Source organism: Marinifilum sp. D737 (genome assembly GCF_026672275.1).
Taxonomy (GTDB): domain Bacteria; phylum Bacteroidota; class Bacteroidia; order Bacteroidales; family Marinifilaceae; genus Marinifilum.
In genome coordinates this window covers 12357-25742 of record NZ_JANQCD010000022.1, presented here as the reverse complement: position 1 = coordinate 25742, position 13386 = coordinate 12357, and the positions used below count along the sequence as shown (strand labels likewise).

Genomic DNA, 13386 nt, shown 5'->3' with positions numbered 1-13386 from the left:
CAACGGATTGAAAATCTATAATGAACAGTCCGATAAATCATTATCAAATTGAAAAGAATTCGAGAAATATATTTGAAAAAGAAAACTAATTATTGATTTTTTCATGTATAGGCTTTTATAATGGGTTTTTATACATTTGTTTACAACCAATATTTATCTGTTTATGTCAGAACAATTTACTCCTAAAAAAAAGATTGTAAACGATCCTGTTCATGGTTTTATTCATATTCCAATAGGGATTTCGCATGAATTGGTAGAACATCACTATTTTCAGCGACTAAGAAGAATAAAACAATTGGGTTTGACTTATTTGGTTTTTCCCGGAGCCTTTCAAAATCGCTTTCAGCATGCCTTGGGTGCTACTCACCTAATGGGAATGGCCATTGAGGTATTGCGATCAAAAGGTAATGAGATAACAGAAAAGGAAGCAGAAGCAGTGCATGCAGCCATTCTATTACACGATATTGGTCATGGGCCTTTTTCGCATGCATTAGAATACAGTATTGTAAATGGCATTACTCATGAAAAACTTTCGGAATTGTTTATGAGTCGTTTAAATAAACAATTCGAGGGCGAATTGGATACTGCAATTCAAATTTTTAAGAATGAGTATCCCAAAAGGTTTTTAAATCAGTTGGTCTCGAGCCAGCTTGATATGGATCGTCTGGATTATTTGAGACGAGATAGTTTTTTTTCAGGAGTTACCGAGGGAGTTGTAGGATCAGCCAGAATCATTAAAATGCTAGATGTTCGGGATGATAATTTGGTAGTGGAAGAGAAGGGAATTTATTCTATTGAGAAGTTTTTAATTGCTCGTAGGTTGATGTATTGGCAGGTTTATTTGCACAAAACAGTGATTGCTGCAGAAGAGATGTTGGTGTATATATTAAAGCGTGCAAAATATTTGGCCGAACGGGGAGAGGATTTATTTGCTACACCTGCACTACGATACTTTCTCTACAATAAAATTGGAATTAAGGATTTTGAAAGTTCAGCTCCTTTGCTCGATGGGAAAAGTGCATTGGATATTTTTGCTGAGCTTGATGATGATGATATCATGGTGTCTATAAAAGTGTGGTCGGATCATTCGGATAAAGTTCTTGCCTATTTGTGTAAGTGTATACGTGATCGACAATTGTTTAAAATTGAAATACAGAAAAAGCCATTTTCGCCAGACTATATCCAAAAAGTAAGATCAGGAATTAAAGAATATTTTGGTTGCTCTGAACATGCACTTGATTTTATTGTTATCAATGGAATGATCAGTAATAATGCTTATACTTCTGAAGATCATATCAACATCCTTCATAAAGATGGTTCTGTTTGTGATATTGCAGAGGCATCGGACATGATGAACATTGACGTACTCTCGAAAACGGTTAAAAAATTCTACTTGTGTTACCCAAAGATTAAGATTTTGTAATGTTTAATTTGAGTTTTGTAACAGTCAGTTATTCAGTTGACAGTGGTTTTTAGATGTAGTCTGAAAAGCAAAAAAATTTCAAGTGCATGAAATAATTGTTAGATTTGCAGAAATTTTTTTCGTATTAATCAGATATATTGGACGATGTGTGCTCAATAAAAAACGAGCTTTGTTGTTAATGAAAGAGCTTGTTATCTGATATAAAACCAGAACAAATGAATTTTACAGCACAAGATATTGCAGAGTTTCTACAAGGTGAAGTTGATGGCGATGGATCAGTTGCCGTAAACAATGTATCTCGCATTGAGGAAGGCAAACCAGGAACTCTTTCTTTTTTGGCAAATCCCAAGTACGAACATCATATTTACACAACAAACTCTTCTATCGTTTTAGTGAACAAAGATTTTAAAGCAGCTAAAGAAGTAAAAGCTACTTTAATTCGCGTAGAGGATGCTTACCAGGCTTTGGCCCAGTTGTTGGAAATGTATGAACAGAGCAAACCGCAAAAAGTAGGCATCGAAGAGCCTTCTTTTGTAAGTAAATCTGCTACCATTGGAGATAAAATATATGTTGGGGCATTTGCATACATTGGTAGTAATGTAAAAATTGGTGATAACGTAAAAATTTATCCGCACACATATATAGGCGATAATGTAATTATTGGCGACAATACAATTCTTAATTCAGGAGTTAAGGTGTATGAAAACTGTAAAATAGGTAAAGATTGTATCGTTCATTCGGGTTCGGTAATTGGAGCCGATGGTTTTGGTTTTGCACCTTCGTCAGCAAATGATTATAAGAAAGTTCCACAGGTTGGTAATGTGATTTTAGAAGACCATGTTGAGATTGGTGCTAATACTTGTGTTGACCGTGCTACTATGGGATCAACCATTATCCGTAAAGGAGTGAAGTTGGATAACCTGATTCAGGTTGCTCATAATGTCGAGATTGGTGAAAATACTGTAATTGCATCACAAACTGGTATTGCAGGAAGTTCTAAGGTTGGCGAACATTGTATGTTTGGTGGACAGGTTGGAATTGCAGGTCACTTGTCTATTGCCGACGAAGTGAAGATTGCTGCACAATCGGGTATTGGACGAAATATTAAGAAAAAGGGAGAGGTTCTTCAGGGATCACCTGCTTTTGAATTCGGACCATATCAAAAGTCATATGTGCTATTTAAAAATCTGCCTAAGATGAGAGAGCAGATTATGGATCTAGAGAAACAAGTAAAGAAGCTGGAAGAGGAAAAATAGGAGATTCCATTTTCCGGAAACAGAAAAAATATTGAAAGTTTATGGCTGATAAGCAGAGAACATTAGCAAAAGAATTTACTTTAACAGGAAAAGGTCTTCATACCGGATTGGAAGTATCAATCAAATTTGTGCCTGCTCCTGAAAATCATGGATACAAGTTTAAGAGAGTTGACCTTGAAGCAGAACCTGTGATTGATGCAAGTGCTGAATACGTAGGAGATACATCAAGAGGAACTGTTCTTGAAAAGGGAGAATGCAAAGTGCAAACCATCGAGCATGCTTTATCAGCATTGTACGGAATGGGTGTTGACAACTGTATGATTGAGATGAATTCTCCTGAGCCTCCAATTTTAGATGGAAGTGCAAAATTCTATGTAGAGGGAATTGAAAGTGTAGGAATTGTTGAGCAGGATGCGAAGCGTGAGTACTATGTGGTAAAAGAACCAATTGTATACAAAGATGAAGCTCGTGGTTCTGAATTAACAATACTTCCTGATAGTGAATACAGTGTAGATACGATGATTTCATTCGACTCGAAAGTGTTGAGCAATCAGTATGCTCGATTGACATCATTGAATGATTATAAAGATGAAATTTCGATGTGTCGTACCTTTGTTTTTGTACGCGAATTGGAATTTTTATTGAATAACAATTTGGTTAAAGGGGGAGACCTTGATAATGCAATTGTTATTATGGACCAAATGATGGAACAAAAAGAGTTGGATCGTATTGCCGACCTATTCGACCATCAGCATGTAGAAGTGAAGGAAGGGATTTTAAGTAATTTAGAGCTTTACTTCCAAAATGAATGTGCTCGACACAAATTATTAGACGTGATCGGTGACCTTGCCTTATGTGGTAAGTTCATCAAAGGAAAAGTAATTGCTTCTTGTCCTGGTCACGGACCAAATACCCAAATGGCAAAATTATTAATCAAACGAATAAAAAAAGAAATGGGAAAAGATTCAGTTCCGGCTTATGACCCAAATAAAGAGCCTGTGTTAGACATTAACGGGGTGATGAAATTGTTGCCTCACCGTCCTCCATTCTTGTTGGTTGATAAAATTATCGACATTCAAGAAGATACTATTGTAGGTGTTAAAAATGTATCTATGAATGAACCTTTCTTCGTAGGACACTTCCCGGGAGAACCTGTAATGCCAGGTGTTCTTATGGTTGAAGCTATGGCACAATGTGGTGGTATTTTGGTATTAAATCAGGTAGATGATCCTGAAAACTATTCTACCTACTTCCTAACTCAGAACAATATTAAATTTAGAAAGAAAGTTGTTCCTGGAGATACTCTGATTTTTAAATTGCAATTTTTGTCACCAATTCGTAGGGGAGTTGCTAACATGCGCGGTTTAGCTTTTGTTGGCGATACTGTTGTTGCTGAAGGTGAGTTCATGGCTCAAATCGCAAAGAACAAATAAAATTTAACTACTACAAGGCAAATTTCTGGTGTGGCAGAAGTTTGTGTAACACGTAATAAATAATAAAATGAAGCAACCGTTAGCATATGTACATCCCGAGGCAAAAATCGCAGATAATGTAGTGATTGAGCCATTCGTTACAATCGATAAGGATGTAGTAATTGAAGAGGGTACAAGAATTGGTTCGAATGCAACCATTTTGGAAGGAACCAGAATTGGTAAAAACTGTAATGTTTTTCCAGGAGCAGTAATTGGTGCTACTCCACAGGATTTGAAATTCCGTGGCGAGAAAACTACTGTTGAAATTGGCGATAATACAACCATTCGTGAGTGTGTGACCATTAACCGTGGTACTGCAGCAAAAGGCAAAACCATTGTTGGTAGCAACTGTCTTTTGATGGCTTACGTACACATTGCACACGATAGTATTGTTGGTAACAACTGTATCATTGGTAATGCTACTCAGATTGCAGGTGAGGTTGTAATCGATGACTTTGCAATTTTAAGTGGTTTGGTAGCTGTTCACCAGTTCGTACACATTGGTTCTCACGTTATGGTATCGGGTGGATCTTTGGTGCGTAAAGATATTCCTCCATATGTGAAAGCTGGTCGAGAGCCGGTTTCATACATCGGTGTAAACTCAATTGGTTTGCGTCGTCGTGAGTTTGGTAACGAAAAGATCCGCGAAATTCAGGATGTATACCGTTACTTGTACCAAAAAGGTATGAACAACTTTACAGCATTGGAAGCTATCGAAGCTGAAATGCCTGCTTCACCAGAGCGAGATGAAATTATTCTGTTTGTGAAGAACTCTAAACGTGGTATCATGAGAGGATACTTCCCAGAGTAAACACAAATAGCTAGGATATTTAAAAAAGTGAGATCTTCGTATGAGGGTCTCACTTTTTTTATTCTGAATATGTGTAACCGATTTATTTTATGGGGCGTCTTAAGGAAAAAATCAGATATACAGAATGAGAAAATTTTTAATTCTAACACTGCTATTGATTGTATGTTCAAATGCATTTTGTGATAAGAATTCCATTATTCAGAAAGGACAGTTAAAATATGATTTCTCTTTTGCCGAGATGGCGATTCGATATCTCGAAACTGGCGATACATGTATTTTAGCCAAAATATCTCGATTAGAGGCTGTAGATCATATTATGAATCATGCCAGGAAGTTCAATTATAATGTGCCTAAATCTTCGAATAGGGAGTTGGTTGAATATTTACTCCATCCTTTGGACAAAGAAAGATTAAAGTTGGAAAGGTTTAAACGAAATCTAAAAAATGCAAAAGAACAAGTATTGCATGATGATTTCATTCATGAGCGATGTAAAGAGTTTTTACCAACTGAATTCAAATTTACAGGAAGCTTGTTTTTTACTTACGGTTACGATTTGGGGGTTGTATACGGTAAAAATGCAAGTATTAATCTTGCTCATTCACATTACCTAAATCAACCTGCTGAAATTCGATATTACATGTTACATGAGTTGCATCATGCAGGTTTTTTTGAATGTAGCAATAAACCCATGCCTCATTTAGATTTAAAGAAATATTCAGATGCAGTTGATTTTATAGCCTTGGCAACACAATTAGAGGGTATGGCTACCTATGTACCGTTAGGAGTAAGGTTAAAAGAAAATGCCATGAATTATGATGCTGACTATGTTTGTTTGAATGATTCCTTAGTGATGCAGAATTTAGAAAAGGAGTACTTTCAAATCTATTACCATTTTTTTAATCATGTCGGGAGGGATTTTAAAGATAGTGATTGGAAATTGATTGCATCTCTTTCGAATGGGAAGAGGTTGTGGTATAGAGTAGGTGCTTTGATGGCAAGAACCATAGACGAAGAGCTGGGCAGGAAAGAGTTGGTGAATTTGATAAATGAAGATCCTAAAGCTTTTATCAATTGTTATTTGAGTTTAAAAAATAGATGAAAACTTGCCTTTGCAATTAAAGGATATGGTAATTGTAACCCCAAGATATTGACTTGAGGTTACATTTATGTGTTATTACTTTTACCTATTCCTCCTCCTTCAAAGGATTCCATCCTTGAGCTTGTAAAGCAATCTCAGTATTATCACGAGTTACCAAATAAATTCCTTTCGATGCTTCGGTAATGTGACCAATCACTTTTACATCTTCAATTTTCTCTACATCATCAAATTTGTCTAAGGGAACCGTAAATAGCAGCTCGTAATCTTCACCACCATTTAGCGAGAAAGTACTGTAATTCATGTTTAGCTCTTCGGCCATTTTATGAGTTTCGTAATCAACAGGAATTTTCTCTTCGTAAATCTGGCATCCTACTTTCGATTCCTCGCAAATGTGCATCAATTCCGATGACAATCCATCTGAAATATCAATCATAGACGTTGGAACTATTTGAGCCTCTTTCAATCTTTCGTAAATGTCTTTTCTGGCTTCAGGTTTTAACTGGCGTTCCAAAATGTAATCGTGTCCCGATAAATCAGGCTGCATGTTTGGATTGTTTTCGAAAATTGCTTTTTCGCGCTCCAACAATTGCAAGCCAGCATAGGCAGCTCCTAAATTTCCGCTTACGCAGATTAGGTCGTTTACCTTAGCACCACTTCGGTAAGCCAATTCATTTTCTTCAGCCTCGCCAATGGCAGTTACAGAAATGCACAATCCAGTTAAAGAAGATGTAGTATCGCCACCAACCAAATCGACATTGTAATTTTCGCAGGCCATGCGAATACCATCGTAAATTTCTTCGATGGCTTCAACGGTAAAGCGTTTCGAAATGGCAATGGAAACAGTAACCTGTTTTGGGCAAGCATTCATGGCATACACATCAGAAACATTTACAGCAATACTTTTGTATCCCAAATGCTTTAATGGCGTGTACATTAAATCGAAATGGATTCCCTCCACCAACAAATCGGTAGTAACCACTGTCTTTTTGTTCTGATAATCCAGTACTGCAGCGTCGTCGCCAATACCAACTTTTGTACTGCTGTTTTTTATCTCGATGCCTTTTGTCAATTGCTTGATTAAACCGAATTCTCCCAATGTTGAAATATCGGTTCCTTGTGCTTTGTTTTCCTGCATGATATTGCCTGTAAGGTAATTTTATTGTGATAGCATGCCGATATTTAAACGATAAGCGTGAAGTAATGAAATGAACTTAAGACTGTATTCATTTAATAATCGGTATGATATGCTGATTTCTAAATTTAGAATTTGCTTGCAAAGGTAGAAAAAATATTAGACCTGACAGGTTTATTAATCCTGTCAGGTCTGGATGAACAGAAGAGTTTGATCGATATTAATTATTTGAGATTCGCAGCACGTGTATACTTGATTAAAGTACGTGCCGTAACTGCTCCATCGAAATGTTGTACGAATTTTTGATGCTTGTCGAAAATGAAAACACAAGGAAGTGATCTGGAGCCAAAGGCTTCTTCGAATTCATTGTTCTCATACCTTAAAATGGTAAGATTCAATTTATCTCTTAACTTGTGTTTGTTCATAAAGATGTTAATGTTATCCATTTCATCTTTGGTTACATACAAGAGTTGGAAATCTTTGTACTCCTCGGAATAGTGACTCATAATTTTAGCTTCCTCATGACAATAGGGACAAAAATTACCAAAGTGAACCACCACAGTGGGTTTATCCTTTTCTAAGTTGGCATTGGTAAATGGGTTTCCTGGTATATCTTGGAAATTGAATTTAGGTATAGAGGTAAGCTCTGCTTTAACTTCCTGTTTTTGCATTAAGCTGTTTTCTTTTTTTATAATTTGAGACCTTATAATAATCCCTAACGAAACGATTAAGAGGATTACAATACCTACAATAATTGTTTTGCGATTCATAATATACATGTTTACAATTAATCAAATAAGAAAATTAGATACAACTGATAAGGTGATACGATGTGGAATACAATAAAAAATCCAACAAGTGAGATGCTCATCTTTTTTAGCAGTTCGGAATATTTAAATCCTATTATGGATTTTAAAAAGAATGGAATGAGAAGTGCGAATAGCAGATTTTGAAAGGTCATATCTGCAAATAGATAATGATACCATTGGTACTCCGTGGGCTTAGTTAAAAAACTTTGAATGGATGGATTTAGAATGCTTTCCACCTGTTGCAAATCGATCACTTCATATTGGTTTTGAAACAAACCAAACCAAATGCATTTAAACAATGTACTTAATGGAAATATTAGGTAGGCAATAAGTATAGATTTTAAAAGATTGCCATATGCAATATCCTTTAGGTCTGGGAAGAATTGAAAGCCAATGAAAACAAATAAAGCCAATCCCAGGCAAATGCATAGGGGAGGAATTAAATCATAGGTAATATTAAAAAAGATATCGCCAAAATAAGTAGAACCAGATTGTGAATCTGTTTCATCTGCTTCTAGTTCAATTTCAGCCAAATCATCTTTAAAATCTGCCATTAAATCATCGTGCTCCTGGTATAGCTCTGCTTCTTGTTTAACTTGTTTTTCGTGATGATGTTTTCTTAGAAGTTCAGTGGTGTTGATATAATCATAGTAGATAAAATTTACAAATAGCGTGATTACCAGTGTAAAGATTAAAACATATACAGTTTTGACATTTGTAATCGTATTTAGAAATCTATTCATGGCTTTATTTCTTTAAAAGTTCTTGTTCCAGGTTTTTCTTTAGGTTTTCTTGCTCCTGGCTTGGAAGCAGGGTGGTGTAATTGTCCCAAAATTCTTTGTGGTAGGGAAGTTTTTCGTAATGATCCCCTTTCCAGTTGAGTTGTTGGAACTGTTGATTTACGATATCCTGATCATTTATGATTTCAGTATTCACCATTTCCTGAATCACCTTTTGACTTCCTGATAAATCATCGTTATAATCACCTCGTATGGAGTATAAGTAGTTAAGATAGAATTTGCTATTGTATTCTTTAAACCTAATTTTAAACAGGTAGTAATATCTGTAATTGCCTTTAAACGTTCCATGTCGCTCACCTCTGTATTTAAATCCTTTGTATTTCGGATTACTAATGAATCCATAGTCAAGATTAAAAATCGCAAAATCTTTCAATCTGATATAAGCAATTCCTATTGGCATAAATTTATGTTCTTGACCTTCTAGCCCCAGATAGTTTTTATTTGGTAGAATCTTTACTTTGTAGGTGGCTTCACCATTGTACTGTATAATGGTATCCAATTTAAACCTGTGTTTCTTCATAAAGGTTTTGCTTAATAGAGGACCACCATTTACAAACCATGGATTGACTGGTTTTGAGTTTTTTCGTCTTTCTTTTTGTGCAGCCCGAATCATATTGGTAGCAGTAAAGAATTTAAAAAAAGAAGCTTTGTTGTTGTCTAAGGCGTTTACAAGTCTTTTTTGTACTTCAGGATCGTTATAAGATTCTGAATTTACCAATAAACTATCTTTTGCAATGTCTTTTTTCTTTTGAATGTATTGGTAAAAACCAAGTAATGATTTGAAGTCAATATCTCTATTGTCTAAGCTTGATTGTAATTCATCAATATTGAATTTGCACTCTTCAATCTTGTGTGATATTCCAGGATCGTAAATGCTAACGGCAGCCTCAATCAAGCGGTTCATGCTAGTCTTGCTGCGGTGCGATTGTCGAAAATAATATTTGCCAATATGGGGCTGATCATCTAACAGCTTTGGTAGCTCATTAATGGCATTGGCAAAAATTTGCTTGGCATCTTTTAATATCTCTTGCTTGCCTACAGTGATTTCCTGTAGTTGATAGGAATGCTTGTTCAAGTAAAGTTTTGGAATGCTTCCTTTCTTCTGAATTTTCAAAAGCGAATCAACAGCAAATGCCTGGCTCTTGTAGCCAATACAGGAAATAACAATTTGCTGTTTTGTATCGTCTGAAGGCAAGGCCAATTCAAAATTTCCGTTGGGATTACTTATGGTTCCCAAGCTTGTTCCCTTTAAGGCTACACTGGCAAAGGCAATGGCTTTTTGTTCTCCATTGGATATATTTGCTTTTAGTTTGTTTTGACTGAATACTGAAAATGGCGCAAATAGTAATGCGCAAAATATTTTAATAACAATTGGTTTCATAGGCTGGGAATTAATTGATTTGATTAATTCGAATGCTATCGGTAGCATGTTGGTATTGTTCTTTCAGGCTTACCTCACTCTCTAAATCCTTGCGAAGCTTGGCTTCATCTTTGGTTTCAAGCAGTATGGTGTAATTCTCCCAAAATTCAGGATGGTACTCGCTATCTTCATATAGCTTGTCGTTCCATTTCGCTGGTAGGTTTTGTTTTACTTCTTTTGTGTTGTCAATGATTTCGGTAAATAAAAACTCTTGGCAAATGCGTGGATATTTGGCTTTTTCTAAGTGAATTTTAACATCAGACATTCCAGTTAGATCAAAACTGTTTCTTTTAAAGTACGAAGGGTAAAGCTTGCCTTTATAGCGTTTGTATTTTAGGGTGAAGTTTGATTTAACAAGGTTAATAAATGCCACTTGTTGTAGGTTAGCAATTTTTGGGTTCTTTGTCATTCCATATTTAAGTTCATACAAAGCAAAATCCTTGGTTGATATAAGAAGGTAGCCAATGCTAATAAAAGGACTGCTTTTTAATTCTTTGGCCGTAGGAAGTATCTTTATTTTATAGATTCCTTCTCCATCATTCTCCAGAATGGTATCTAGTTTTAATTGAGAGTTTTTATCGTTGTATATGTCATTTAAACTAAGCCTTAGGTCTTTTATTTTAGCTTGGTAGGCGGTTTTCAATTGTTTGATTTTTCTTACAGAATTTCTTTTCTCATCGCTCTCACGTATTAATTCCAATAGCTCTTCTTTGCCAGGATTGTAGTTCTCCGCTTCTCGTTTGGCTTTATTGTATCTTGTGCTTTCCCATTTCTTAAAGAAACCTAATTTTTTGGCATCAATTTCTCTGTTGTCGTAGCTGTTTCTTTTTTCGAGTATGTGCACTTTGCTGGCCTTTTCGTTGGGAGTAGAGTAGGTAAACAGTGCAGCTTCTATGAGTTTTACATACTTTTTATTGAGCAAGTGAGTTTGTCTCATGAAACCTTTGTTGATGTAGGGCTGATCGGGCCTAAAACCAGGTGCAGCTTTCATGCATTCCTTTAGAATCTTTTTCGGATCATTCATCAGTTTATTGGCAGATATTTTTACCTCCGAAATGCCATAAGAAACGGGTGATAATTCAATGGTTTTTCCAATTTCTTTAGGATGTATACTTATGCTTTTATAGCCTAAGCTACTAATCAAAACCCTGGTATTTAAGCCTGACAGAGGAATGTAGAGTTGAAAATCTCCTTCCTGATTGCTCATGCTGCCTTTTGTGGTGTTGGCAATGGAGATATTGGCAAACGGAATGGCTTTTCCGCTTTCTTTATCAACCACTTTAGAGTTGACTTGAATTTGTGCATTGGCGGTGCTACTTAGTAGGTTTAATAGCAAAAATGCAATGTAAATTGGCTTGTTCATGTGGTAAATGCTTTTGTGATTTGATTAACCATATAATAAATAACGATATGAATGTATGGAATTAAAAGTTAACAATGCGTAAGGAAAGTGTTAAATAATCAAAAAATAACTACTTTTTTAGTTTGTCATCGTTTGTTGAACTATAATTTTTTAAGCGTGGAAGGGGTGTTTTAATAAATTGTAGAGGTTGAAGAATTAAAACCATACCTTTTTTAGAAAAGGAGGTGGGTTTAGGCTTTAATTAAATGCCTCGAAGTATGAATTTGATGCCTTTAGCTTAAAAATTCAATCCTAAAACATAGTTAAACAAATTTATAGGATAGAAAATCAAGGTTATAGTCATGATTTTTAAGCTTCGAAGAATTAAATTCGAACGTTTATCTTTGTAAATCATGCAAAAAGGTGTGAAAATCAAAGGAAAATGTATGTTTTTCTATCCTTTACTTATATATTTTAAGCCTCGAGACTAGAGAAATAAAACGGAACCATTAAGGGCTAAGGCTAAGGTTCCGCTTATGAAATTGTCGGAAAAAACCGTGCCACTAATACAATCAAATAAATTGGATTATTTGTTTTCGGTTTCAGCTTTTTCTTCCTCCTTTTTCTTACCATGAGGGAAAAACTGCTTCATTTCTTCATAAATAGGAATAGCCATTTGTTCCTGCTCCCCGGCGTAATAGCGAATTGCACGATAGAATGCCATGGCATCATTGTAGTTATCGTTATCGAGAAGTATTTTGGTATCACTCAAGCGTCGAGTGATGAGTTCAAGCTTTTGTATCATTCCCTCAATTTCTTCACGAGCTTTAAAATCACGTGCAAATTCTTCCATATTCACAAAAGCAGGAATCAAACTTGGATTTTGCTGCATAAACAAGTGAGCTTTATCTACCAGTAATTTGTTTGTGCCGCCAATTTTCCCATAACGTGTTCTTTCTTCTGACGACAGTTCCGGAGCATTTTTGGTTGCAGTTGTTAACAATTCATCTAAATGCGTTTTGTTTGCTGTCAATTCTTCTTCGGTGAAGACTACTTGAATAAGGTCGTTGTTTTTCATTTTGTATTAATTTAATTAGACAAAAGAAATAATTTCGCCCCTAACTCATGATAAGAATCCTAAGTCTTGAGCTTTGAAAGCGTATTGTTTACAACTCAAGGGCTAAGTTAGGAAAGCTCATCGCCATATTTTGGCGACGAGCTTATTTAGAATTCTTCTGTTATGTATGATTGTTTTGTGCGCGAATAAATGATGGGAAAATTAGCTTCCTTTAAGTTTTTTATGAGACGGGAAAGGCTCCGTTCTGAAATGTTTAATCTTTTGGCTAATTCCTGTGGTGTTCCCGTATTACCTTTTTTTATGATCTCTTTTAGGTATTCGGTTTTTTCTAGTAATTCTAAATGTGTCATTTGGTTAATTTTTAAATTGGTTTTTGTGTGGTTTGTATCTATTAATTCCCTCTTTATTAAAAAGGTAACCCTTAAAAATGTTAAACAATGTTAAACGGTTGTTTTTTTATTACGTCAAATAGGATTTTATCAGCGGTTAAATTGTGTGAATTTAAAGTGTTAAATGGGTGGTGTTGATTTAATATTTTTTCTGCTTACAATGAGGAATGAAGATAATTAAGTCTGTTCTTTCTTTTTGCGAACATATCCAAACCGAAATTTTTATGTTTCAGTTAATATGGACTTGGGAGTGTTTTATTGCATCATATCAGTAAGATATTTAAATGCTTTCTTATGTTTGCACTTGATTTCAGAAGGGCTTGAGGGGGATAGTTCACAAATTCTTATTCGATTT

12 protein-coding genes are annotated in these 13386 nt (G+C 35.3%); 5 read left to right on the top strand and 7 right to left on the bottom strand.

Annotated elements, in window-relative coordinates; translation table 11 throughout:
* Positions 1 to 163: 163 nt before the first annotated feature.
* The 5 genes from NQ163_RS13475 to NQ163_RS13455 all read left to right on the top strand — a co-directional run bounded on the left by NQ163_RS13475 (position 164) and on the right by NQ163_RS13455 (position 6061).
* A complete protein-coding gene (locus NQ163_RS13475; protein WP_268190834.1) occupies positions 164 to 1423 on the top strand; it encodes an HD domain-containing protein in 1260 nt (419 codons plus the stop codon).
* A gap of 215 nt (positions 1424 to 1638) precedes the next feature.
* Positions 1639 to 2679 carry a UDP-3-O-(3-hydroxymyristoyl)glucosamine N-acyltransferase gene (gene lpxD, locus NQ163_RS13470; protein WP_110362257.1) on the top strand — a complete coding sequence of 347 codons (1041 nt, stop codon included), beginning with the start codon at positions 1639 to 1641 and terminating at the stop codon, positions 2677 to 2679.
* A 41-nt stretch (positions 2680 to 2720) separates the two neighbouring features.
* Positions 2721 to 4112, top strand: a complete 1392-nt coding sequence (locus NQ163_RS13465) for a bifunctional UDP-3-O-[3-hydroxymyristoyl] N-acetylglucosamine deacetylase/3-hydroxyacyl-ACP dehydratase (protein WP_268190832.1) — start codon at positions 2721 to 2723, stop codon at positions 4110 to 4112.
* Between the two features lie 67 nt (positions 4113 to 4179).
* A complete protein-coding gene (lpxA, locus tag NQ163_RS13460; RefSeq protein ID WP_120240873.1) occupies positions 4180 to 4962 on the top strand; it encodes an acyl-ACP--UDP-N-acetylglucosamine O-acyltransferase in 783 nt (260 codons plus the stop codon).
* Positions 4963 to 5086: 124 nt separating this feature from the next.
* On the top strand, positions 5087 to 6061 hold the full coding sequence (locus NQ163_RS13455) for a DUF5700 domain-containing putative Zn-dependent protease (protein WP_268190831.1): 975 nt from the start codon (positions 5087 to 5089) through the stop codon (positions 6059 to 6061).
* An 85-nt stretch (positions 6062 to 6146) separates the two neighbouring features.
* Here the strand turns inward: NQ163_RS13455 and thiL are convergent, their stop codons facing one another.
* The 7 genes from thiL to NQ163_RS20820 form a co-directional block, all read right to left on the bottom strand.
* A complete protein-coding gene (thiL, locus tag NQ163_RS13450; protein WP_268190830.1) occupies positions 6147 to 7196 on the bottom strand; it encodes a thiamine-phosphate kinase in 1050 nt (349 codons plus the stop codon).
* A 221-nt stretch (positions 7197 to 7417) separates the two neighbouring features.
* Entirely contained in the window at positions 7418 to 7963 is a 546-nt protein-coding gene (locus NQ163_RS13445; RefSeq protein ID WP_268190829.1) for a TlpA family protein disulfide reductase, read from the bottom strand.
* A 17-nt stretch (positions 7964 to 7980) separates the two neighbouring features.
* On the bottom strand, positions 7981 to 8745 hold the full coding sequence (locus NQ163_RS13440) for a hypothetical protein (RefSeq protein ID WP_268190828.1): 765 nt from the start codon (positions 8743 to 8745) through the stop codon (positions 7981 to 7983).
* A gap of 4 nt (positions 8746 to 8749) precedes the next feature.
* Complete coding sequence (locus NQ163_RS13435; RefSeq protein WP_268190827.1) at positions 8750 to 10183, bottom strand: carboxypeptidase-like regulatory domain-containing protein; 1434 nt, start codon at positions 10181 to 10183, stop codon at positions 8750 to 8752.
* A gap of 10 nt (positions 10184 to 10193) precedes the next feature.
* Positions 10194 to 11585, bottom strand: coding sequence for a carboxypeptidase-like regulatory domain-containing protein (locus tag NQ163_RS13430; RefSeq protein WP_268190826.1), 1392 nt, complete (start codon positions 11583 to 11585; stop codon positions 10194 to 10196).
* 565 nt (positions 11586 to 12150) lie between these two features.
* Positions 12151 to 12642, bottom strand: coding sequence for a hypothetical protein (locus tag NQ163_RS13425; RefSeq protein WP_268190825.1), 492 nt, complete (start codon positions 12640 to 12642; stop codon positions 12151 to 12153).
* 146 nt (positions 12643 to 12788) lie between these two features.
* Complete coding sequence (locus NQ163_RS20820; RefSeq protein WP_442786029.1) at positions 12789 to 12992, bottom strand: HTH domain-containing protein; 204 nt, start codon at positions 12990 to 12992, stop codon at positions 12789 to 12791.
* Positions 12993 to 13386 lie beyond the last annotated feature (394 nt).

Coding starts and splice junctions, on each gene's coding strand:
- NQ163_RS13475 (WP_268190834.1), top strand. CDS start 164: ATGTCAGAACAATTTACTCCTAAAAAAAAGATTGTAAACGATCCTGTT.
- NQ163_RS13455 (WP_268190831.1), top strand. CDS start 5,087: ATGAGAAAATTTTTAATTCTAACACTGCTATTGATTGTATGTTCAAAT.
- NQ163_RS13465 (WP_268190832.1), top strand. CDS start 2,721: ATGGCTGATAAGCAGAGAACATTAGCAAAAGAATTTACTTTAACAGGA.
- lpxD (WP_110362257.1), top strand. CDS start 1,639: ATGAATTTTACAGCACAAGATATTGCAGAGTTTCTACAAGGTGAAGTT.
- NQ163_RS13440 (WP_268190828.1), bottom strand. CDS start 8,745: ATGAATAGATTTCTAAATACGATTACAAATGTCAAAACTGTATATGTT.
- NQ163_RS20820 (WP_442786029.1), bottom strand. CDS start 12,992: ATGACACATTTAGAATTACTAGAAAAAACCGAATACCTAAAAGAGATC.
- NQ163_RS13445 (WP_268190829.1), bottom strand. CDS start 7,963: ATGAATCGCAAAACAATTATTGTAGGTATTGTAATCCTCTTAATCGTT.
- lpxA (WP_120240873.1), top strand. CDS start 4,180: ATGAAGCAACCGTTAGCATATGTACATCCCGAGGCAAAAATCGCAGAT.
- thiL (WP_268190830.1), bottom strand. CDS start 7,196: ATGCAGGAAAACAAAGCACAAGGAACCGATATTTCAACATTGGGAGAA.
- NQ163_RS13430 (WP_268190826.1), bottom strand. CDS start 11,585: ATGAACAAGCCAATTTACATTGCATTTTTGCTATTAAACCTACTAAGT.
- NQ163_RS13435 (WP_268190827.1), bottom strand. CDS start 10,183: ATGAAACCAATTGTTATTAAAATATTTTGCGCATTACTATTTGCGCCA.
- NQ163_RS13425 (WP_268190825.1), bottom strand. CDS start 12,642: ATGAAAAACAACGACCTTATTCAAGTAGTCTTCACCGAAGAAGAATTG.